The sequence below is a fragment of the Micromonospora sp. NPDC049175 genome (assembly GCF_043197345.1).
In the GTDB taxonomy this organism is placed as follows: Bacteria; Actinomycetota; Actinomycetes; order Mycobacteriales; family Micromonosporaceae; genus Micromonospora.
Map to the genome: position 1 here is coordinate 816,069 of NZ_JBICSY010000001.1, position 22,454 is coordinate 838,522.

18 protein-coding genes are annotated in these 22,454 nt (G+C 71.4%); 8 read left to right on the forward strand and 10 right to left on the reverse strand.

Annotated elements, in window-relative coordinates; genetic code table 11:
- Positions 1-46 precede the first annotated feature (46 nt).
- Genes ACGFH8_RS03340 through ACGFH8_RS03355 form a run of 4 tightly spaced genes read left to right on the forward strand, consistent with a single transcriptional unit; the run spans position 47 to position 5,538 of the window.
- Positions 47-1,015, forward strand: a complete 969-nt coding sequence (locus ACGFH8_RS03340) for a carbohydrate ABC transporter permease (protein WP_393362690.1) — start codon at positions 47-49, stop codon at positions 1,013-1,015.
- A gap of 1 nt (position 1,016) precedes the next feature.
- Positions 1,017-1,904 (forward strand): carbohydrate ABC transporter permease, encoded by an 888-nt coding sequence (locus ACGFH8_RS03345; RefSeq protein WP_393362693.1) that lies wholly within the window; start codon positions 1,017-1,019, stop codon positions 1,902-1,904.
- The gene (yicI, locus tag ACGFH8_RS03350; protein WP_393362696.1) at positions 1,901-4,132 is read left to right on the forward strand and encodes an alpha-xylosidase; all 2,232 of its coding nucleotides are present in this window, start codon (positions 1,901-1,903) and stop codon (positions 4,130-4,132) included. The genes ACGFH8_RS03345 and yicI overlap by 4 nt, the downstream gene beginning before the upstream one ends.
- Positions 4,129-5,538 carry a GH1 family beta-glucosidase gene (locus ACGFH8_RS03355; protein ID WP_393362699.1) on the forward strand — a complete coding sequence of 470 codons (1,410 nt, stop codon included), beginning with the start codon at positions 4,129-4,131 and terminating at the stop codon, positions 5,536-5,538. Before yicI ends, ACGFH8_RS03355 begins: the two co-directional genes overlap by 4 nt.
- Before the next feature lie 59 nt (positions 5,539-5,597).
- Here ACGFH8_RS03355 and ACGFH8_RS03360 read toward each other — a convergent pair whose 3' ends face one another.
- Both ACGFH8_RS03360 and ACGFH8_RS03365 read right to left on the reverse strand, forming a co-directional pair.
- Positions 5,598-7,025: a collagen-binding domain-containing protein gene (locus ACGFH8_RS03360; RefSeq protein WP_393362702.1), complete on the reverse strand. Its 1,428-nt coding sequence runs from the start codon at positions 7,023-7,025 to the stop codon at positions 5,598-5,600.
- Between the two features lie 86 nt (positions 7,026-7,111).
- Positions 7,112-8,323, reverse strand: coding sequence for an MFS transporter (locus ACGFH8_RS03365; RefSeq protein WP_393362707.1), 1,212 nt, complete (start codon positions 8,321-8,323; stop codon positions 7,112-7,114).
- A 16-nt stretch (positions 8,324-8,339) separates the two neighbouring features.
- On the opposite strand from ACGFH8_RS03365, the gene ACGFH8_RS03370 reads away from it, so the two are divergent.
- Positions 8,340-9,401: a LacI family DNA-binding transcriptional regulator gene (locus ACGFH8_RS03370; protein WP_393362710.1), complete on the forward strand. Its 1,062-nt coding sequence runs from the start codon at positions 8,340-8,342 to the stop codon at positions 9,399-9,401.
- Positions 9,402-9,418: 17 nt separating this feature from the next.
- On the opposite strand, the gene ACGFH8_RS03375 is transcribed toward ACGFH8_RS03370, so the two are convergent.
- From ACGFH8_RS03375 to ACGFH8_RS03385, 3 genes are all read right to left on the reverse strand, one after another.
- Positions 9,419-10,012 (reverse strand): NTP transferase domain-containing protein, encoded by a 594-nt coding sequence (locus ACGFH8_RS03375; RefSeq protein WP_393362713.1) that lies wholly within the window; start codon positions 10,010-10,012, stop codon positions 9,419-9,421.
- A gap of 230 nt (positions 10,013-10,242) precedes the next feature.
- Positions 10,243-10,734: a hypothetical protein gene (locus tag ACGFH8_RS03380; protein WP_393362715.1), complete on the reverse strand. Its 492-nt coding sequence runs from the start codon at positions 10,732-10,734 to the stop codon at positions 10,243-10,245.
- A 137-nt stretch (positions 10,735-10,871) separates the two neighbouring features.
- The gene (locus ACGFH8_RS03385) at positions 10,872-12,581 is read right to left on the reverse strand and encodes a bifunctional 3'-5' exonuclease/DNA polymerase (RefSeq protein WP_393364463.1); all 1,710 of its coding nucleotides are present in this window, start codon (positions 12,579-12,581) and stop codon (positions 10,872-10,874) included.
- 120 nt (positions 12,582-12,701) lie between these two features.
- Between ACGFH8_RS03385 and ACGFH8_RS03390 the strand changes: the two genes are divergently transcribed.
- Both ACGFH8_RS03390 and ACGFH8_RS03395 read left to right on the forward strand, forming a co-directional pair.
- On the forward strand, positions 12,702-14,429 hold the full coding sequence (locus ACGFH8_RS03390) for an ABC transporter ATP-binding protein (RefSeq protein ID WP_393364466.1): 1,728 nt from the start codon (positions 12,702-12,704) through the stop codon (positions 14,427-14,429).
- Between the two features lie 50 nt (positions 14,430-14,479).
- Positions 14,480-16,177: an ABC transporter ATP-binding protein gene (locus tag ACGFH8_RS03395; RefSeq protein ID WP_393364469.1), complete on the forward strand. Its 1,698-nt coding sequence runs from the start codon at positions 14,480-14,482 to the stop codon at positions 16,175-16,177.
- Between the two features lie 4 nt (positions 16,178-16,181).
- On the opposite strand, the gene ACGFH8_RS03400 is transcribed toward ACGFH8_RS03395, so the two are convergent.
- The 5 genes from ACGFH8_RS03400 to ACGFH8_RS03420 are packed head-to-tail and all read right to left on the reverse strand — an operon-like array spanning position 16,182 to position 21,197.
- A complete protein-coding gene (locus ACGFH8_RS03400; protein WP_393362718.1) occupies positions 16,182-17,108 on the reverse strand; it encodes a carbohydrate ABC transporter permease in 927 nt (308 codons plus the stop codon).
- Complete coding sequence (locus ACGFH8_RS03405) at positions 17,108-18,016, reverse strand: carbohydrate ABC transporter permease (RefSeq protein ID WP_393362721.1); 909 nt, start codon at positions 18,014-18,016, stop codon at positions 17,108-17,110. Before ACGFH8_RS03405 ends, ACGFH8_RS03400 begins: the two co-directional genes overlap by 1 nt.
- A gap of 18 nt (positions 18,017-18,034) precedes the next feature.
- On the reverse strand, positions 18,035-19,471 hold the full coding sequence (ngcE, locus tag ACGFH8_RS03410; protein ID WP_393362724.1) for an N-acetylglucosamine/diacetylchitobiose ABC transporter substrate-binding protein: 1,437 nt from the start codon (positions 19,469-19,471) through the stop codon (positions 18,035-18,037).
- 26 nt (positions 19,472-19,497) lie between these two features.
- On the reverse strand, positions 19,498-20,247 hold the full coding sequence (locus ACGFH8_RS03415; RefSeq protein ID WP_393362727.1) for a sugar isomerase domain-containing protein: 750 nt from the start codon (positions 20,245-20,247) through the stop codon (positions 19,498-19,500).
- Complete coding sequence (locus ACGFH8_RS03420) at positions 20,244-21,197, reverse strand: MurR/RpiR family transcriptional regulator (protein WP_393362730.1); 954 nt, start codon at positions 21,195-21,197, stop codon at positions 20,244-20,246. Before ACGFH8_RS03420 ends, ACGFH8_RS03415 begins: the two co-directional genes overlap by 4 nt.
- 207 nt (positions 21,198-21,404) lie before the next feature.
- Between ACGFH8_RS03420 and ACGFH8_RS03425 the strand changes: the two genes are divergently transcribed.
- On the forward strand, positions 21,405-22,391 hold the full coding sequence (locus tag ACGFH8_RS03425; protein ID WP_393362733.1) for an N-acetylglucosamine kinase: 987 nt from the start codon (positions 21,405-21,407) through the stop codon (positions 22,389-22,391).
- The last annotated feature ends 63 nt before the right edge of the window (positions 22,392-22,454 follow it).

The following is a 22,454-nucleotide window of genomic DNA, read 5'->3' on the forward strand; positions in this document are numbered from 1 at the left end:
CCGGCACGACCGGCGCGTCCGCCCGCCCCGCCGGGAAGGATCTTCCATGGCAGTCTCCGAGACCGTCGCCGCCACACCGCCGGCCGCGACGCCCACCCCGCCCGCGCCCCGCCGCAGACGCCGCGGCCGCAACGCGGCGTACTGGCTCTACCTGCTCCCCGGAGCGGTGCTCTTCCTCCTGGTCATCGGTGCGCCGCTGATCGGCACCCTCTACCTGTCGCTGACCAAGTGGTCGGGCATCGGCGACCCCCGGTGGGTCGGCCTGGACAACTACCAGCAGTTGCTGCAGGACGACGTGTTCTGGGCGTCGTTCCGCAACACCGTCTGGATGATCGTGGCGATGGTGGTGGTGCCCACACTGCTCGGGCTGCTGCTCGCCGCGGTGCTCTTCGACGTCATCGGTCGACGGTTCAAGCCCCGCACCGCCGCCGCGCTGCGGGCCGCGTTCTATCTTCCGCAGGTGCTGCCCGTCGTGGTGGCCGGCATCGTCTGGGGCTGGATCCTGCGCCCCGACGGGGCGTTCAACAGCCTGCTCGACGCGGTCGGTCTCGGCGCGCTGCGCCACGACTGGCTCGGCGACCCGGGCACCGCCCTGCCGGCCGTGATGGCGGTGATGATCTGGGTGCAGATCGGCTACCCGGTGGTCGTCTTCATGGCGGCGCTCCAGCGGGTCGACCCCGAACTGTACGAGGCGGCCGAGGTCGACGGCGCGAACTGGCTGCACCGGTTCCGGGCGATCACCCTCCCCCAGATCCGGCCGGAGACATTCGTGGTGGCGCTGACCTGCACCATCGCCGCGTTGAAGGTGTTCGGGCCGATCTTCGCCCTGACCCGGGGCGGCCCGGACAACGCCACGAACGTGCCGTCGTACTTCGCTTACTACACGTTCTTCAAGAAGTTGCAGGTGGGCTACGGCTCCGCGATCTCCACGGTGCTGACGCTGATCATCGTTCTGGTGGCAGTGGTCTTCATCTGGATGCAGGCGCGCAGCGAGCGCCGGGACCGGGGGATCTGACATGGCCGTCACGCTCACACCAATCCCCACGCCGGTGAAGCACACCCGGCCCGTACCCGATCGACACCACCGCGGCGTCAGCCGGTGGGTGGTGCTCGCCCTGGTCGTCCTCGGCGCGCTGGTCATGCTCGTGCCGTTCGCGTTCATGCTGCTCAACGCGTTCAAGTCGCCGGGCGACTACTCGTCGGGTGGCCCGTTGAGCTGGCCGACGGAGTTCTACACGAAGGGTCTGCGCACCTACTGGACCGAGGTGGACTTCCCGCTCAAGCTCTGGAACTCGGCGCTCATCGCCGGTTCCGTGGCCGTGCTCGGCGTCACCGTTTCGCTGCTCAACGCGTACGCCCTGGGCATCGGCCGGGTCCGCGGCCGGCTCTGGATCGTCGGTCTCTTCCTGCTGGCCAACATGCTGCCGCAGGAGGCGTTGATCTACCCGCTGTACTACGCGGCCAAGGAGGTCGGGCTCTACAACACCCGACTCGTGGTGATCATCATCTTCACGGTGATCCAGAGCGCGTTCGGCACGTACCTGCTCGCCTCGGTGCTGGGCACGTTCCCCCGCTCGCTGCTGGAGGCGGCGGCGCTGGACGGCGCCGGCAAGTGGACGGTGCTGTGGCGGGTGGTCTTCCCCAACCTGCGCCCCACCCTCTCGGTGCTGCTCATCTTCTTCTTCATCTGGACGTGGAACGAGTTCCTCATCCCGCTTGTCATGCTCATCGACAACCAGACGCAGACCATCCCGGTGGCGCTCGCGTCGTTGCAGGGCGACCGGCTGATGGACGCTCCGACCACGAACGCCGGCGCCCTGATCAGCCTGGTGCCGGCCATCCTCTTCTTCCTCATCTTCCAGCGCACCCTGGCGCGCGGCATCACGGCAGGAGCCGAGAAGTGAAGTTCACCGACGGGTACTGGCAACTGCGCCCCGGTGTCAGCGTCCTCCGCCCCGGCGTCGTGGAGTCGGTCGAGCCGGACGAGCGCGGCTTCACCGTCTTCGCGCCGGCCGGCCAGGTCACCGGTCGCGGCGACACCCTGAACCGGCCCCTGGTCACCGTCCGGTTCTTCTCCCCCGCCCCCGGCGTCGTCGGGGTGACCATCGCCCACCACACCGGTGGGCTGCCCCGCGAGCCGCACTTCGGGCTGAGCACCGACGAGACGCACCCGGTCACCGTCGACGTCACCGGGATCAGCGCGACGCTGACCACGGGTGAGCTGACCGCGCGGGTCGCGCTCGTCGACGGGTGGCGGGTCGAGTTCCTGCACGGCGACCGGCTGGTCACCGCGTCCACCGGGCGCAGCATCGGCGTCGTCACCGACGCCGAGGGCCGCCGGCACGTGCACGAGCGGCTCGCCCTCGGCGTCGGCGAGACGGTGTACGGGTTGGGTGAGCGCTTCGGCCCGTTCGTGAAGAACGGGCAGACCGTCGACATCTGGAACGCCGACGGGGGCACCGCCAGCGAGCAGGCGTACAAGAACGTGCCGTTCTATCTCAGCAGCGCCGGCTACGGGGTGTTCGTGGACCACCCGGAGCACGTGTCGTTCGAGGTCGGCTCCGAGGTGGTCGCGCAGACCCAGTTCAGCGTCGAGGGGCAGTCGCTCACCTACTACGTCGTCGACGGGCCCACCCCGAAGGACGTGCTGCGCCGCTACACCGCGCTCACCGGCCGCCCGGCCCGGATCCCCGCCTGGTCGTACGGGCTGTGGCTGTCCACCTCGTTCACCACCTCGTACGACGAGAAGACGGTGACCGAGTTCGTCGACGGGATGGCCGAGCGCGGGCTGCCGCTGTCGGTGTTCCACTTCGACTGCTTCTGGATGCGCCAGTTCCACTGGGTCGACTTCGTCTGGGACCCGGCGACCTTCGGAGACCCCGAGGGGATGCTGCGCCGGCTGCACGAGCGTGACCTGAAGGTGTGCGTCTGGATCAACCCGTACATCGCGCAGCGGTCGTACCTCTTCGAGGAGGGCCGCGAGGCCGGCTACCTGGTCCGCAACCCGGACGGTTCGGTCTGGCAGTGGGACAAGTGGCAGGCCGGCATGGCGCTTGTCGACTTCACCAACCCGGACGCGGTGCGCTGGTTCACCGGCAAGCTCAAGGCGCTGCTCGACATGGGCGTCGACTGCTTCAAGACCGACTTCGGTGAGCGCATCCCGACCGACGTGGTGTGGCACGACGGGTCGGACCCGCAGCGGATGCACAACTACTACTCCTACCTCTACAACAAGGCGGTCTTCGAGCTGTTGGAGACCGAGCGCGGCGAGGGCGAGGCGGTGTTGTTCGCCCGCTCGGCCACCACCGGCGGGCAGCAGTTCCCGGTGCACTGGGGCGGCGACTGCGAGTCGACGTTCGTCGCGATGGCCGAGTCGCTGCGCGGCGGGCTGTCCCTGGCCGCGTCCGGCTTCGGCTACTGGAGCCACGACATCGGCGGCTTCGAGGGCACCCCCGATCCGGCGGTGTTCAAGCGCTGGGTCGCCTTCGGGTTGCTCTCCTCGCACTCCCGGCTGCACGGCTCGGGGTCCTACCGGGTGCCGTGGGCGTTCGACGACGAGGCCGTCGACGTGCTGCGGCACTTCACCCGGCTCAAGCTCGGCCTGATGCCGTACCTGGCGGCCGCCGCGCAGGAGGCGCACCGCGACGGTACGCCGGTGATGCGCCCGATGTTCCTGGAGTTCCCGGACGATCCGGCCACGGCGCACCTGGACCGGCAGTACATGCTCGGCCCGGACGTGCTCGTCGCGCCGGTGTTCAGCGCCGACGGCACCGTCACCTACTACGTGCCCGCCGGCACCTGGACGCACCTGGTCAGCGGCGCTCAGGTCACCGGCCCGGCGTGGGTCACCGAGAAGCACGCGATCGACAGCCTGCCGGTGTTGGCCCGGCCCGGCGCGGTGATTCCGTTCGGCTCCCGCACCGACCGACCGGACTACGAGTGGGCCGACGATGTGCGGCTACGGCTGTACGCACCGGCCGAGGGGCAGCGGACCCGGGTACGGGTACCGTCACCCGGGGACGGGCCGGGCGCCGAGTTCGACGTGCGCTACGAGGCGGCAACGGCCAGTGTCGAACTGGTCGCCGGCACCTCGACGGGCTACAGCTGCGAGATCCAGGGGACGGAACGATGACGCGACACCACTTCCCGGAGAGCTTCGTCTGGGGGTCGGCGACTGCGGCGTACCAGATCGAGGGCGCCGCCACGGCGGACGGGCGCGGACCGTCCATCTGGGACACCTACAGCCACACGCCCGGTCGGACGCTCAACGGCGACACCGGCGACGTGGCCGCCGACCACTACCACAGGTGGGCCGACGACCTCGGGCACATCGCCGACCTGGGGCTCAGCGCGTACCGTTTCTCGGTCTCCTGGCCGCGGGTGCAGCCGGGCGGCTCGGGCGGCTTCAACCAGGCCGGCATCGACTTCTACGCCCGGCTGGTGGACGGTCTGCTGGAGCGCGGCATCCGTCCGGTGGCGACGATGTACCACTGGGACCTGCCGCAGGAGTTGGAGGACGCCGGTGGCTGGGCGGCACGGGAGACCGCGCTGCGCTTCCAGGAGTACGCGGCGGGCATCGTCGGTGCGCTGGGCGACCGGGTGCACACCTGGACGACGCTCAACGAGCCGTGGTGCTCGGCGTACCTGGGCTACGCCTCCGGTGTGCACGCTCCGGGTCGCACCGAGCCGGCGGCGGCGCTGGCCGCGGTGCACCACCTCAACCTCGCGCACGGGCTGGCCGGTCGGGTGGTCCGGGAGCTGGTGCCGGCCGCCGAGCTGTCGGTGACGTTGAACCTGCACGTCATCCGGGCGGCATCGGACTCGGAGGCGGACCGCGACGCGGCGCGGCGGATCGACGCGTTGGCCAACCGCGCGTTCCTCGGCCCGATGCTGGACGGGGAATACCCGGCCGACCTGCTGACCGACACCGCGTCCGTCACCGACTGGTCGTTCGTCCGCGCGGGTGACGAGAAGCTGATCGCGGTGCCGCTGGACGTGCTCGGGGTCAACTACTACTCCAGCACCCTGGTCCGGGCGTGGGACGGGGTGTCGGCCCGCTCCGACGCCGACGGGCACGGCGCCTCGACCTCGACGCCGTGGGTCGCCGCCGACACCGTCGACTTCCTGCCGCAGCCCGGCCCGTACACGGCGATGGGGTGGAACATCGACCCGCCGGCCCTGACCGAGCTGCTGCTGCGCCTGCACCGCGAATACCCCAGTCAGCCGATGATGATCACCGAGAACGGTGCGGCGTTCGACGACGTGGTGTCGGCCGACGGGCGGATCCACGACGACCGGCGGATCGACTACCTGCGTCGGCACATCGGCGCGATGGCCGACGCCCGCGCGCAGGGCGCGGACGTGCGCGGTTACTTCGTCTGGTCGCTGCTTGACAACTTCGAGTGGGGCTACGGCTACGACCGTCGGTTCGGGATCATCCGGGTCGACTACGACACCCAGCTCCGCACCTGGAAGGACAGCGCCCACTGGTACCAGCGGCTCGCCACCACCGGCGAGCTGGACCAGGGACAGGACTGACTCGGCCCCACGGCGTTGGTGGGCCCAGGACCGTTGTCCTGGGCCCACCGTCGCCAGTGTCAGTTCTCGTTACGTCGCAGTCTCAGTCGGGCCAGCAGTAGCAGGGCCACGCCGAGGCCGACTCCGGCGGTCCCTATCCCGAGCATCGGCCCGGACGAGGTGCCGGTGACCGGCAACGGGTGCTTGGTCGGGTAGCCCGTCGGGCTCACCGGCGGCTGGGTCGTCGGTACGGAGGTCGGCCCGGTAGGTGTGGGCGTCGGCCCCGTCGGTGTCGGCGTCGGCCCGGTAGGTGTGGGCGTCGGCGTCGTCGGTGTGGGCGTCGGCGTCGGCGTCGTCGGTGTGGGTGTCGGCGTCGTCGGTGTGGGTGTCGGCGTCGACGGTGTCGGTGTCGGCGTCGACGCTGTCGGCGTCGGCGTCGGTTGGGAGCAGTTCAGCAGCGTGGAGAACGGAAAGTCGTGGATCTCCCCGCCGTCGTGCGTCAGAGTCCGGCTGATGACGCTGCCCTCGATGTTGCCGTTCGTCGCGGCATTCAGGGCGGCGTTGGGCGCGTAGATCGTGCCCTCCAGGGACGCGCTGTCCTCGGTGAGCGTGATCGAGGTGGCGGTCGGGAGGTTGAACAGGATGTATCTGGCCTGGTCTCCGCCGATCCCGGCGAAGTTCGGCACCCGCCAGACGAACGCGTCACCGACGCCGCTGGTGTCCACGTTGACAAGCAGTGGCGTGTCGGGGGTGGGCTGGTCGGCAAAGGTGAGCACCGAAATGTTGGCAAGATCGCTGGCCGACAGATTGAGCACGTTCGTGACACCCGGGGCGAGGGTGACCACGGCGTTGCTGCCCGGGGGAACGGGCCGGGGCAACGGCGCACCCTCCGGGGTGGTCAGCACGACGTTCTGCTGACAGGTGGCCAGGCTGGTGGCGGTCGCGCGGAAACCCTCGAACGCGCCGCCGAAATCCAGCGGCGAGGAGGGCCCGACACTCGCCACCGGTTGCCTGGTCACCAGCTCGACCCGGGGTGATGCCTCGTAGTCGTTCGCCGGCAGGACCCGGGTGTTGACCGCGGCGCTGTTGTTGTCGGTGTCGCGGACGAACGTGCCGGTCAGGTCGCCGATCTTCACGTAGCCGTTCTGCAACACCTGCAGTCGCGACCCGGGGACGCTGGCGGCGAAGTCGACCTGGCCGCCCACCAGCAGGGCCGTCGGGTTACTGTCCGGCGGCACCACAAACGAGCCGGCGCTGCTCCCGGCGACCTGATAGTTGCCGAAGCTGAGGTTGCCCCCGACCGCGATGGTCCCCTCGTTCTCGGCACCGATCAGCCGCGCGTCTCCGGCGGTCATGACCAGGAAGCCCTGCGTGCCGGCCACCGGATCGACGGCTAGCCGGGGCTGGGCCTCGGAGGTGGTCGCCAGCAGCGCCAGCACGACGGCGGTCGACCCTCCCACCAGGGGCAGAAGGAGGCGTCGAACGCCCACGCTGGTGCGCGCTCTCATTTTCACTGTCTCACCAAGTATCACGAACCGGTAACGAGCCGCTTCGCAGCAGGGGGCTGCACGAGGCGCAGAATCACCCTAAAAGGTTATTTAGTGCCGAAATCGCCACCGCGCCGAGCGCGGAGCCCGCCCCACAGCAGCACCAGGCAGCCCCCGATCAGCACCGGTTCGAGGGCGAAGGCGGAGACCAGCCCGTACCGGTCCGCCAGACTGCCGAGCAGGAAGGGCGACACACCGGCGACCACGCCGAGGCTCAGTTGCGAGCGGGCATTGGCCCGGTCCTCCTGTCCGCGGGCCGCGCCGAGGGTGAGCGCGAGCGCGAGCGGATAGAGGTTGGCGATGCCCACCCCGCACAGGAACAGCCCGAGGACGGCGAGGGCCGGCTGGTCGGTCAGCCAGAACAGCACGAAGCTGGGACCGGTGACCGCCAGTGAGGCGTACAGCAGCGCGACCGCGCGGCCGGGGCGGCGGGTGAGCCGCGCCCCGAGCAGGCGTCCGACCAGGATGCCGAGGTAGTTGCTGCTCAGCGCGGTGCTGGCGGCGGCGACGGACATGCCGGCGTGGATGAGCAACTGAGGGCCGAAGTACACCAGACAGAACTCGATCGCCGAACTGACCGCGGTCAGCACGGCGAACAGCCAGCAGGCCAGCGGCAAGCCCCGGTCTCCGGTCGCGGTGGCGGGGCGCGGCGCCGCCGGGAGCGGTTGGCGGCGGTAGCGCAGGTACAGCACCACGAGGACGGCGGCCGGCAACACGAACGTGGCGCGCCAGCCCACCGCGCTGGCGGCCAGCGCGCCGAGGAGCAGCGGGGCGAACACGGCGGACGCGCCAGCGCCCACGTTGGCCTCGGTCAACGCCCGGTCCCGCCGGTCGCCGTGTCGGTCGGACAGCACCGCCTGGACCACGGTGAGCATCGTGGTGCCGGCCAGGCCGAACACGACGGCTCCGAGCAGGGTGACCACCGTGCTTCGGCCCAGGGTGAACAGACCGGCGCCGAGCACCGTGGCGAGGGCCGAGCACCACAGCAGCGCACCCCGGGCCAGGCGGTGGGCCGCCCACACGAACCCGACCGCGGACAGCGCCGCGCCCGCGGCCAACAACAGTTCGTAGACGCCGAGCAGCGTGTAGGAGAAGCCCAGCTCGGCACGCAGGAGGGTCAGCGCCGGCCCGAAGGCGTAGAGCCAGAACGTCCAGCAGGCCAGGGCGGCGTACGCGAGTCTGGTCGGCGCGTCCCGGACGAACGTCTCGGTCGGCCGCCGTGACGTGGTCGGCCGCTGCCGTGTTGTGTATCGATACACAGATAGAGTCTGTGCCATGAACCGCCCCGCGGACAACCCCAAACGGCCGACGCTGCGCCAGGTGGCGAGCGCCGCCGGCGTCTCGCCGATGACGGTTTCCTACGCGTACTCCCAGCCCGGGAGGGTTTCCGCCGAGGCCGCGGCGAAGGTGCGCGCGGCGGCGCGGGAGCTGGGCTATCCCGGGCCGCACCCGGCCGCCCGTGGGCTGCGTCGGGGGCGGGTCGGCACCCTCGGTGTCGTGCTCGGCGAGCGGTTGAGCTACGCCTTCGACGATCCGCAGGCGGCGCGCTTCCTCGCGGGGGTCTCCGACGTGTGTGCCGCGGAGGGCGTCGGACTCACCCTGGTCCCGATCACGGGAGCGCCCACCGACGCCCAGCGCGTCGCGCAGGCAGCCGTGGACGGGTTCGTCGTCTGGACCACGAGCGACGACGATCCCGTCCTGGACGCCGTCGCCGACACCGGCCTGCCCGCAGTGGTCCACGCCGGCCCGCACGGGCGGGGCATGCCGGTGATCGGCATCGACGACCGAGCGGCGGCCACCGCGATCGGGCAGATCGCGTTCGCCGACGCCCTACGTCCAGTCGTGCTCGGCTTTCCGCTCGACCGCGACCGCACCCGCCAACTGCTCACCGGCGACGACGTGGTCGACGTGCGGTTCCCGGTCACCCGCCACCGGTGGGAGGGTTTCCGCGACGCCTGGACGCACGCGGGTCATCCGGCCGGCCACCTGCGACTGGCCATCTGCCCGGTCAACCGCGGCGGCGAAGGGGAGACCTTCGCTCTGGAGCTGCTCCGGGGCGCCGAGCCACCGGACGCCATCGCCGCGATGAGTGACGAACTCGCCCTCGGCGCCCTGCGCGCCGCCGTACGAGCTGGCCTGCGCGTACCCGACGACCTGACCCTGACCGGCTGGGACGACGCGGACGCGGCGGCGGACGCCGGGCTGACCACCCTGGCCCAGTCCCTGCGCGACCAGGGCACCCACTGCGCACGCGTGGCGCTCGGGCTCCCCACCGCCGACTCGACGCGGCACCGGTGGCACGTCGTGGCACGGGCCACCACGCGCCCGCCGCGCTGACACCGCCGGTCGGCGGTCTACACCTCGACGCGCTGCGGCGGGACGGTGAGCCCGTAGAACTCCATCAACGCCGGGGTGTCGACCCGACTGCCGTCGGCCACCGAGTCGCACGCGATGTCGACGATCTGGTCCTTGTGCGCCAGCAGGTACGGTCGGGCGCCCACGTCGGCGCTGGCCAGCGTGGCGATGCCGGACCAGTGCCGGCGGCCGAAGAGCATCGGATAGCCGCGCAGCCCCTCGTAGGTGGCGCAGACCAACACATCGGGGTACGGCAGCGCGGCCACCCGCCGGACGGCGACGGCGGTCAGTCCGGGCATGTCCACCGGAACCACCACCACCGCCTCGATCCCCTTGTCGTCCATGGCGGCCAGGCCGGCCCGGATGGACGAGCCGACCCCGGTGCCCCACGCCTTGTTGATGACGACGGTGACCCCGCCCAGGTCGGCGGTCTCCCGGACCTGCTCAGCGGCGGCGCCCAGCACGACCACGATCTGCTCGCAGCCCGCCTCGGTCATCGTGTCGATCATCTGGTTGACCAGTGGCTTCTCGCCCTGGTGCAGCAGCGCCTCGGGACCACCGATCCGTCGGCCCCCGCCCGCGGCGATGATCATTCCTGCGATCCCGTTCAGCTGTGCCCCCTCAAGCGTGGGAGCGACCGCGACCGATCCGCCCCCTCCTACGGACACTGCAACGAGGACGGCCGGCCGAGAGTAGCGGGGCGAAAAGGAGAAATAGCACAACCGTTACACGCTCGGCATCTCCCGCCGTAGCCGGAGGATGCCGAGCGCCGGCCGACGTCGTGTCGTCGGCCAGCGGGAGTCCACTCGCCGTCGAGCGGCGGTCAGCCCGCCTCCGGAGACAGCGCGACCGCCGAGCCGCCCCACTGCCGGGGCACCCGCCGGGCCACCCAACCGACGCCGCGCGCGGTGAGCGCGTACAGCACGACCGGCGCGAGGACGATCAGCGCGGCGATCACCGCGACCAGGGGCACGTACTCGGCAGGCACCCGCGTGACGATCGCCCCGACCACGGCGTACGCGGCGGCCAGCACGACCGCGACGGGCGCGGCCACCGCCACCACCCGGCCGGTCCCCGGTCGCCGGCCGGCAGCCTCCGCGACCGCCACCGCCGGTAGGAAGAGCAGCGGAACCAGCGCCACGCCGAGCACCGCGGCGATCAGCACGAGCAACAGCCCGGCCAGGGGGCCGCCCAGGTCGGACCCGGTGGCCACCGCGTACGCCAGCAGACCGAGGTAACCCACGATCGCCTCGGCGACGAACACCAACCAGGCGACGACCATCCCGGCCAGGTGACGGGCGATTCCGGCGACCATGGCACACCTCCCTCGTTCCGACGGCAACGCGACGCTAGCGGTGAGGCTAACCGGGCCGGTGTCGCGGCGCGGCCCCCACCGCCGGTGACACCGATCGTCCGAGGGCGGTGGCGCGGCCACCCGACGACAGGCGCGGGTCAGGCCGCGTCGGCGTAGCAGTCCACGATGGACAGATCAAGCGGGAACCGGACCGGCGTCGCACCGAAGAGCAACGCGGAGGCCTGCTCGCCGCACCGGGTCACGGCCTCGGCGACCGCCTCCGCCTGCGCGGCGGGCGCGTGCACGACCACCTCGTCGTGCTGGAAGAAGACCAACTCCGCGTCGGTGCCGGCCAACTCCGTGCGCAGCGTGGCCAGCAAGGTGGAGGCCCACTCGGCAGCGGTCGCCTGGATGACGAAGTTGCGCGTGAAGCGGCCCCGGGATCGCGCGGCACGAGCCCGGGGACCGTGGGGGTCGGCCGCACCGTCCGGATCGGAAGGCGCGTCGTCGGGATCGCCGAACCCCACCGAGCCGGGCGGACACGTCCGTCCCAGCCACGACCGCACCAACCCACCCGCCTCACCTGTGCGCGCCGCCGCCTCGACGTGACCGAACGCCGTCGGGTAGCTGCGCTTGAGCACCGCCAACGCGGGCACCGCCGCGCCACCGGTCTGCCCGTACATCGCGCCGAGCAGCGCCACCTTGGCCTTGGCCCGGTCACCGCCGAACGAGTCACGCGCCAGCGCGGCATAGAGGTCGCCGGCCCCGCCCGCCGCCGCCAGCCGGGCGTCGCCGGACACCGCCGCCAGCACCCGCGGCTCCAACTGGCCGGCGTCGGCGACCACCAGCCGCCAGCCCGGATCGGCCACCACCGCCTGGCGGATCACCTTCGGGATCTGCAACGCGCCACCGCCCCGGGTCGCCCAGCGGCCGGAGACGACCCCGCTCGGCACGTACTCCGGCTGGAACCGCCCGTCGCGCACCCACTGCTCGAGCCAGGACCAGCCGTGCGCCGTCCAGATCCGGTAGAGCTCCTTGTATTCCAGCAGCAACGGCACCGCCGGATGGTCGACCCCGCGCAGCACCCAGGCCCGGGTGTTGGGCAGCTCCACCCCGGCCCGGGCGAACGCCTTCAACAGCTCCGCCGGGGAGTCGGCGTGCAGGCGGCGTACGCCGAACGCGTCGGCGATCCGGGCGGCCAGCTCGGCGAGCCGGCGTGGCGGGCCACCGACCGGGGACGCGTCACCGAGCAGTTCGTGCAGGATCTGGTCGTGCACGTCGGCACGCCACGGCAGCCCGGCGGCACCCATCTCCACCGCGATCAGCGCGCCAGCCGACTCGGCGGCCACCAGCAACCGGAACCGGCCCGGGTGCTCGGTCGCGGCGATGCGGGCGAGCTGATCGGCGTACACCCGGATCAGTGCGTCGATGCCCGGCCCCGACGGGCCGGGCAGTGTGTCGAAGAGCGCGCCCTGGCCGTGCCCGGGGGGCGCGGCGGCGCGCGGTGGTGGGTCGGGTGGCACCGACGCGCCGGTCAGCCGGGCCCAGGCCGCGGCAAGTGAGCGCGGCTCACCCCAGCGGCCGGCCTGCCCGAGCAGCAACGCCTCGGTCAACTCCACGTCGTGACACCTGTCGACCCGGACCCCGGCTCGCAGCAGCGGCGGGTAGACGGAGGTGGCGGTGGACCAGACCCACCGCGGATGCTCGGCGGCCTCGCGGGCGGCGACCGCGGCGGCCAGGTCGACGACGGCCTCGGCCGGGCCCGCCGGACGACCGTCGACACCCAGGGAGCACAGCACTCCCCCACCTCGCTCGTCGGACACCACCGCCACCAGCACGAACGTGATTCTGCCTCCCCCTTGCGACAGAAACGGAGGCGCACCTCACCGGCGTCGGGTCGGCCGGGTGTCGGAGACGCTCGGTAGCGTGGTCAGGTGCCCTCGCAGATCCCGCACTCCGACCCTGGCACCCCCGACACCCGGGGTCCGATGCGATACCTGTGGTGGCTGGTCCGCTGCCAACCCTGGCGGGTGCTGCGCGGCAGCCTGATCGGCACGGCCTGGATGATCGGGCTCTCCGCCCGGCCCTATCTGATCTACCGGGCCGTCGACGACGGGCTGCGCACGGGTGACACGCGGGCCCTGGCGTTCTGGGTCGCGTCGATCGTCGTCGCCGGGGTGGCCCTGTCCTACCTCGGCATCATGCGGCACCGCACGATGACCTTCATCCGGGAGGACGCCAAGGCGCGCTCGGCGGAGGTGCTGCTGCGCCACCTGTCCCGGATCGGCGCGGTGCTGCCGCGCCGGATCGGCGCGGGCGAGGTGTCCACCATCGGCGGCTCCGACATCGACTGGTCCGCGCAGGTGCTGACGATTACCGGTCCGGGCTTCGGCGCGGTCGTCGCCTACGGGATCATCGCCGTGGTGCTCTGGTCGATCTCCCCGCTGCTGGCGCTCTGCGTGCTGCTCGGAGTGCCGGCGGTCGGCCTGGTCGTCGGCCCCCTGCTGCGCCGCCTGGAGCGGGCCGAATCGGTCTACCGCCGGCAGCAGGGCGCGCTCACCGCCCGCTCCGGGGACATCGTGGCGGGGCTGCGGGTGCTCGCCGGGGTGGGTGGGCGGGACCTGTTCGCCCGGCGGTACGTGGACAGATCCCAGGACCTGCGCGCCGAGGGTTACCGGGTCGGCGCGGTGAACAGCTGGATCGACGCGGCGACCGTCGCCATCCCCGGGTTGTTCCTGGCCGCGGTGGTGTGGCTGACGGCTCGGATGGCGGTGACCGGCGCCGTCACGATCGGCGAGCTGGTCGCCGTCTACGGCTACGTGGCGACCCTGATCGTGCCGGTCTGGTTCCTGCTGGAGGGCAGCCACCAGCTGATCCGAGGGCGGGTCGCCGCCCGACGGATCGTCGACCTGCTCACCGTGCTCCCGGACGAGGTCGGCGGCCCGGGTCGCCGGTGGTCGGGCTCGGTGCCCGACGCACGCCGGCCGGGTGCCCGGCCCGCGCCGGCCGACCCCGCCGACCTGCACGACCCGGAGACCGGTCTGACCGTGCCCGCCGGCCGGCTGACCGGGGTGGCCGCCGACGACCCGGCGGCGGCCGTGGCGCTGGCCGACCGGCTCGGCAGGTACGCCGTCAGCGACGCCACCTGGGGTGGCGTGCCGTTGACAGCCGTCGCCCTGGACGAGGTCCGCTCCCGGATCCTGGTCGCCGACCACGACTCGTACCTCTTCGCCGGTGCACTGCGGGACGTGCTGCGCCCCGGGGCCGACGACACACGGATCCCGGTGGCCCTGCGGACCGCCTCGGCGGACGACATCGTCGACGCCCTGCCCGCCGGGCTGGACACCCCGCTGGACGCCCGGGCCCGGACCCTCTCCGGCGGTCAGCGCCAACGGGTCCGCCTGGCCCGGGCGCTCCTCGCCGAGCCGGAGGTGCTGATCCTCGTCGACCCGACCTCGGCGGTGGACGCGCACACCGAGGCGCGGATCGCCGAACGGCTGCGTGCCGCGCGGGCCGGGCGGACGACTGTGGTGATCGCCACCTCGCCGCTGCTGCTCGGCCGGGCCGACCTGGTCGCGTACCTGAGCGCCGGCCGGATCGCCGCCACCGGCAGCCACGCCGACCTGCTCGACTCCGACGCCGACTACCGGCGCCTGGTGTCCCGGGGCAGCGCGGATCTCGACCAGCCCACCGACACCGAGGAGGTCTACCGGTGAGCCGGCTGCCGGTGGCCGACCGGAGCACCGTCCGTCGTGCCCTGCGCGAGATGATCAGCCGGCATCGCCGCGCGGTAGGTGTCGTGCTGGCGCTGCACGCCGCTGCCGCGGTCGCCGGGCTCGCCCCGCCGTGGCTGCTGGGCACCATCGTCGACCGGGTCACCGCGGGCGCCGGAGTGGCCACAGTGGACCGGCTGGCGCTGGCCATCGCCGGCTGCGTCCTGGTCAGCGCGTTGCTCTCCCGCTACGCCCAGTACGCCGGCCACCGCTTCGGTGAACGGGCCATCGCCGAGCTGCGGGAGGAGTTCGTCTCCCGGACTCTCGGCCTGCCCGTCTCGGTCGTCGAGCGCGCCGGCTCCGGCGACCTGGCCACCCGCAGTTCGGTGGACGTGTCGACGATCGGCACCACGGTGCGGGACGTGGTGCCCACGATCGTCATCTCCTCGGTGCAGTTGACCTTGCTGTTCGGGGCGATCTTCCTGCTGCACCCGCTGCTCGGCCTGGCGGCGCTGGCCGGGCTCCCGTCGATCGTGGCGGCCCTCCGCTGGTACCTGCACCGCGCCAGTCCCGCCTACCTCACCGAGGGCGCGGCGGCGGCCGAGTTGACCGAGACGCTGACCACCACCGCCGCGGGCGCGCGCACCGTGGAGGCGCTGCGGCTGACCGACGACCGGATCCGGCACGGCACCGACCGGATCACCCGGTTGTGGCAGGCCCGACGGGCGACCCTGCGGCTGCGTACGGTGTTCTTCTCCGTCGTCGAGGCCAGCTACCCGCTGCCGATCGCCCTGGTCCTGCTCGTCGGCGGCTACCTGCTCTCCCGGGGCCAGGTCACCCTCGGCGCGGTGGTCGCCGCCGCGCTCTACCTGCAACAGGCGATCGACCCGATGGACCGGATGTTGCAGTGGACCGAGCAGGCGCAGCGGGGTTTCGCGTCGTACGCCCGGGTGCTCGGCGTCGGCATGGTCCCGCCGGAGCCACCCGGTCGGGCGGCGACGTCACGTGGCGAACGGGTCGTCGTCCAGGGGGCGCGGTTCTCCTACTCCGGTGGGCCGGACGTGCTGCACGGCATCGACCTGGAGGTGCAGCCGGGTGAGCGGCTGGCCGTCGTCGGTCCGTCGGGCGCCGGCAAGTCCACCCTGGCCCGGCTGCTGGCCGGGATCGACGCGCCCCGCCACGGCGTGGTCAGCATCGGCGGTTGCCCGGTCACCGACCTCGACCCCGCCGAGCGTCGACGGCGAATCGCCCTGGTCACGCAGGAGCACCACGTGTTCATCGGCTCGGTACGCGACAACCTCGCCTTCGCCGCGCCGGACGCGTCGGACGAGCAGATGCGCGCCGCGCTCGGCACGGTGGGCGCCGACTGGTGTGCCGCGCTGCCCGACGGCCTGGACACCCAGCTCGGCGACGGAGCCCGGCAGCTCGGCGCCGCCGAGGCGCAGCAGCTCGCGCTGGCCCGGTTGGTGCTCGCCGACCCGCACACGCTGATCCTCGACGAGGCGACCGCCGCGCTCGACCCGAGCACCGCCCGCCGTACCGAACGGGCGCTGGCCGCCGTGCTGGTCGGGCGGACCGTCATCGCGATCGCGCACCGGCTCAACACCGCGCACGACGCCGACCGGGTCGCCGTACTGGCCGACGGTCGGATCACCGAGATCGGCAGCCACGACGACCTCGTGGCTGCCGGTGGGGCGTACTCGGCACTCTGGCGCTCCTGGCACAGTCGGGCCGACGAGCGCCCGAGGTGACCTGCTACTTGACGGCGCCCGCGGTGAGGCCGGCCTGGATTTGGCGTTGGAAGACCGCGTACACGACGATCATGGGGAGGATGGCGAGGGTCAGCGCGGCGAACAACCCGGACCAGTCCGCCTCGTAGCCGGCGTTCACCGAGATCTGTGCGATGCCCTGGGTGAGCACCCACTTGTCCTCGCTGGAGAGCAGCACCAGCGGGAGCTGGTACTGCGCCCACTGACCGATGATGTTGAAGATCGCCACGCTGATCAGGCCCGGCTTCGCCATCGGCATCATCACCTGGAAGAACAGCCGGGTGTGCCCGCAGCCGTCGATCAACCCCGCCTCGGCCACCGACGACGGCAGCGTCTTGAAGAACGCGGCCAGGAAGAACACCGTGAACGGCAACGAGTACGCGGAGTAGACAAGCACCACGCCGAGGTGGGTGTCCAACAGGTGGAGCTGCTTCACCACGAAGAAGAGCGGCACCAGCGCCAGGAAGACCGGGAACGCCAAGCCGGAGACGAACAGGTAGTAGATCGCCCGGTTGCCCCAGAACCGGTAGCGGGCCAGCACGTACGCCGCCATCGAGCCGAGCAGCATGGTGAGGACCGTGCTGCCCCCGACCACGATCACGCTGTTCAGGAAGTACCGGCCGACCCTCGCCTTGGTCCAGGCCCGTCCGAAGTTCTCCCAGCGCAGCTCCGCCGGAAGCGTCCACGGGCTGCTGAAGATCTCGCTGGTGTTCTTGAACGCGGCGAGGAAGGTCCAGAGGATCGGCACGATCACGATCACCGCCCACACGGCGAGCGCGATGTGCCCCAGGCCGGCGAAGAGCCGTACCTCGGAGCGGGGGCTCCGGCCTCCCCGTCCGCCGGAGGCCTTCGGGTCGCCGGTCTTCGGCGGTAGCGCCGCCGGTGTCGGCGGCAGCGTCGACTGCGGGTTCATCAGTACTCCACGCTTTCCCGCTTGGTGAGCCGCAGCGTCAACGCCGCGAACGTGATGGTGAGGAAGAACAGCGCCACACCCATGGCCGAGGCGTAGCCGTACTTCTGGTACGTGAAGGCGTTGCGGTAGATCTCCACGGCCAGCACGGTCGTCGCGCCGTCCGGTCCACCGGCATCGATCGAGAGCACCGAGACGATGGCGAAGCAGTCGAACGCCGCGATGCCGAGGTAGACCCAGGCCACCTGGAGGGTGTCCCAGAGCAGCGGCAGGGTGACCCGGAAGAACAGGGTCACCTTGCTCGCCCCGTCCATCTCCGCGGCCTCGTAGATCTCACCCGGGATGGAGGCCATTCCGGCCGAGAAGAGCACCACGTAGAAGCCGACGGCCTGCCAGACCAGCACCGCGATGATCGACCAGAGCGCCAGGTTCGGCTTGATGAGGAACAGGACCGGATCCAGCCCGAGCTTCATCAGTACGCCGTTGATCAGGCCGGACTCGTTGGGTCGGTACACGGTCTGGAACAGCACCGCGATGATGGCCACCGCCAGGACCTGGGGGAAGAAGAACACCACCCGGTAGAACTTCGACCCCCAGACCCCCTGGCGTTGACCGCCGCTGCTCTTGCCGCCCACGTTGAGCAGGAAGGCGAAGAACAACGCGATGGCGATGGTGATCAGCGGCAGGGCAAGGAGCAGTACGCCGTGGTGCTGGACCGCCTTCCAGAAGGCGCCGTCGTCGAACAACCTCCGGAAGTTGTCGAAGCCCACGTACCGCGGGGCCGACAGCCCCCGCCAGTTGGTCATCGAGATCTGGAACGCCTGCGCGTACGGCCAGATCACGAAGGTCACGTACAGCGCGACCGGGGCGAACAGGAACCCGATCACGAATGGGTATTTGCCGTGCCGCATGACCCTAGCTCCGATCGATCAGCGCTTGAACTTGGCGACCGAGGTGTCCTTCTTGATCGCGTCGGCGCGCTTCTGGATCCGCTCCACGAAGGCGTCCGCGTTGATCCGGCCGAACATCAGCTCGTTGGTGGCGGTCCGCGCCTCCGTGTCGAGCTCCTTGTACCAGCCGTCGAAGTACAGGTTGAACACGTCCTGGCCGGCCGCCTTGAGCGCGGCCTGCGAGCTGGCCACACCGGGCGGGAAGGCGAAGCCGTCCGAGCCGGCGGTGACCACGGTAGGGGCCTTGACCACCTCGGTGAAGCCCTTCGCGCCCGCCTTGGACAGCATCTGACGCATGTACTCCAGGCCGCCCTTGGGGTTCTTGCTCTTCGCCGAGACGAAGTAGCCCTCACCCGCGGTGGCCCGCAGTGCCGTGGCCGGCAGCTTGTCCGACGCGGTCAGGCTCGGCACCGGCATGAGCTGGTAGTCGAAGCCGGCCGGGGTGTCCTGCTTCTGCTCACCCTCCAGCCAGTCACCGCTGGGGTACAGGGCGACCTTGTACTGGTTCTGCCGCAGCTGCACGTCGGTGTGCTTGAGACCCTCGAAGCTCTTGTCGCTGAACTTCGCCCCGACCTCGGCCCACGCCGTGGCGGCCTGCTTGATCGCGTCCTGCTTCCAGGCGCCGTCCTCCAGGTTGTCGATGTTCTTCAGCACATCGGTGCCGCCGATCTTGGCAGCCTGGGTGAGGATGACGTTCCACTGGTAGTAGGCCGCGTTCGACCCGGCGTAGCCGTACGGGGTGATGCCCTTGGCCTTGATCTTGGTGAGCAGGGCGATGAAGTCGTCCCAGGTCTTCGCGGGCGCCCAGCCGTTGTCCTTGAACAGCTTGCCCGAGTACCAGATGCCGAAGACGGTGGAGACGTAGTACAGGACGAACGGCTTGCCGTTGAACGAACCCGCCTCGACGGTGCCCGGCACCACTGTGTCGCGGACCTTCTTGCTCGGGTCGTCCACCGACGGGGCGTCCCACAGCTCGGTGAGGTCCTGGAGCTGGCCGTCGTTGACCAGCGCGCCGAAGTCCATCAGCTTCTCGCCCGAGTTGTTCACGAACTCCGGCGGGTTGCCGGACGCGAACCGCGGCTGGAGCACCGTGGACACCGCCTGGGTGGCCTGGTGCTTCACCTCCGCCTTGGGGAACGCCGTCTTGTAGAGCGGCTCGTGCACGTCGGTGGCGTACTTCTCGCCGTAACCGCCGTTGAAGATGATCACCTCGATCGCGGCGTCCTCCTTGACGCCGAGCGGGTTCTTCTCGCTCTTGGTGCCACCGCCGACCTGCTCGGTCTCCTTGTCGCCGCTGCTCGTCGCGCAGGCGCTGAGCAGGCCGATGGCCGGAGTGGCGAGCATGCCCACGGCGGCGGCGCGACGCAGCACCGTGCGACGGTCGAGCGCGGCCGGGTGTTCGGGGGTAATCGACATCGTCGTCTCTCCTTGTGGAATTCGGGTCAGGCGGTACGCCGGAGTCGCCCGGCGTACCGCGACTCGAGGGCGATGTTGTGCTCGTCCCCTCCGGGGACGTTGGCGGAGAGGTAGATAGGGGGCACCTCTCCGGCCTGGTGGAACCGTCGTACGACCTCCGCGGTCAGCAGCTGCGCCAGCAGCGCCGTGGTGACCGAGGAGACCGCACAGACCGCGCCGCCGCCCTCGAGCGGCAGCAGTGCATCGCCGTACGGCGCGCCGTTGTCCAGCACGACGTCGGCGAGGTCGGCGAGCCGCTGACCGGACGGATGCCGTGGAGCGACCCGTGCCGTGTGCTCGACCGAGGTGACCGCGATCAACGGATGACCGCGCTCGGTGACCAGCGCCGCCAGCTCTACCACCGAGCCGTTGATGCCGGATTGGGACGCCACCACGAACACGTCACGCGGCTGCGGCGCCGCGAGCGCGTAGATCTGGTGGGCGATCGAGGGGTCGCGTTCCAGCTTCGGGTCGGCGAGCACGTCACGCGGGGCGTCACCGTGCAGCACCAGGTCCCGCAGCGAGAGCCGGTTGGTGGGGACCAGCCCTCCGGCCCGGGCCACCAGCTCGGCGGCGAACGCCTCGGAGTGCCCGGCGCCGAACGCCTGGAGCACCCCGCCGTCGCGCAGGCTGTCGGCGATGAGGTCGGCTGCTCTGCTGATCCCGTCCGCCTCCGAGTCGAGCAGGCGGTCGAGCACCGGGCGGACGGCGTCCGCGTACCCCTGGGCGCTGATCATGACAGGGTTCCCTTCGCTGCCTTGTGGCCGTCGACGGCCTGCGCGGTCCGCCGGAAGGCCGCGTGGGCGCGGTCGTGCGTACGTTGGGCGACGGCGATGTAGAGCAGGTCCAGCACCACCAGTTGGGGGTGCCGGGCGGAGAGGGCGTCCGGCCGGAAGGTGGTGGCCTGGCTGGCCGTGAGCAGCACGATGTCGGCCAGTTCGGCCAACGGTGAGCGCGGAAAGCCGGTGAGCGCGAGCGTGGTGGCGCCCCGGCTGCCCGCCTCGGCGAGCATCTCGATCGTCTCCCGGGTCTGCCCGGTGTGCGAGATGCCCAGCGCCACGTCCCCGCTGCGCAGCAACGCGGCGCTGGCCAGCCCCTCGTGTATGTCGTTCCATGCCCACGCGGCCACGCCGATGCGGTGCAGGCTGAACTGCATCTCCTCGCCGACGAGCGCGCTGCCGCTCGCGCCGAAGATGTTCACCCTGCTGGCCCCGGCGATCGCCACGGCGGCCCGTTCCACCTCGCTCAGGTCGAGCAGGGTGGCGGTGTCGTGCATGGCCCGGGTGTCGGCGGCCATGATCTGGTCGAGCACCCGGGCGAGCGGGTCGCTCGGCTGGATCTCCCGTCCGATGTCGACGGTCCAGCCGGCGGAGCGGGCCCGACCAGTCTCGGAGGCGATGCCCAGCCGCAGGTCGGCGTACCCCTCGAAGCCCATCGCCCGGCAGAAGCGGGTGATGGTGGCCGGTGAGGTGCCGCTGCGCTCGGCCAACTCGACGATAGTGGATCGGGCGGCGGCCTCCGGGTCGCTCAGCACATGCTCGGCGACGCGCCGCAGCGCGCCGGTCAACTCGGCGAGCCCGTTGCGAACCCGCGCCAACACTCCGTCGGAGGGCGAGTTCCTACGATCGATCGCGTCGGCGTCGACCACCGCGGTCCCCGCGGCGGTGTCCACCTCGTGATCAACCATGAGTCGCCTCAGCTTTCCGAAAAGACTGTTAACTGTTAGTGGTAAAAGTTCTTACTGAACGCCCCTCCGTGTCAAGACTGTGGGCGAAGTTTTCAAACTGTTACCTGGCGCACAGCCCGCTGCGCCCGTCGAAACTTGCCCCGCAACACGTCGCCGACCAGCATGAACAGGCCCAGTCGCCGTACCAACCAAGGAGGCTCCGTGCCGATGCCCGACACCCTCGTGATCGGTCTCGATGTCGGCGGCACGTCCACCCGGGCGACCGCCCTGACCCTCACCGGGGACCGTGTCGGCACCGGTCGCGCCGGCGGTGGCAACCCCACAAGTCACGGCGCCGAACGGGCCGCCGCCGAGCTGTTGACCGCGCTCCGCGGGGCGCTCGCCGACCTCGATCCGACACGTGTGGTCGCCGGCACCATCGGGCTGGCCGGGGCGGGCCGGCTGCTCGCCGACCCCGCCGGCCGGGCGGCCTTCGACCAGGCCTGGCACGACGCCGGCCTACGCTGCCCGTACGCGGTGCACAGCGACGCACTTGTCGCCTACGCCTCCGGCAGCGCCGCACCCGACGGAACCGTGCTCATCGCCGGCACCGGCGCGATCACCGCACAGGTCCACGACCTGCGGCTCGACCGCATCGCCGACGGTCACGGCTGGCTCCTCGGCGACACCGGCTCGGGCTACTGGCTCGGCCGCGAGTCGGTACGCCGGCTGCTCGCCGACCTCGACGTCGGCCGCACACCCGGGCCGCTCGCCACGGCGGTGCTCACCGAACTGCTGGGCAGCGCCGAGATCGCCGCCCGCCCCCGGGCCACCGTGGACGCCGTCATCCAGACCGTCACCCGCCGAGCCCCCATCGAACTGGCCCAACTCGCCCCACTTGTCGTCACCGCCGCCGGCCACGGCGAACCCGTAGCCGTCGCACTGATCGCCGAGGCCGCAGCCCACCTGGCCGAAAGCGTGAGCCGAATCCGCCCCGCCGACGCGACGACACCCGTCGTGCTCGGCGGCGGACTACTCACCGCGGACACCCCGTTGGCCGCCGCCGTCCGAACCGAGGTCGCCCGGCACTGGCCGAACGCGCCACTGCGTACCGCCGGCGACGGTGCCGCCGCCGCGGCCTGGCTCGCCGCCCGCGACCTGCCCGAGGTCACCGACCCGGCAGCCCTGCACGCCCGCCTGTTCCCCACCACCTGAAGCCCCGACCGCGCGCCGCGCCACGCTCCGCGACGCACGCCCATGATCACGCTCGATCATGGT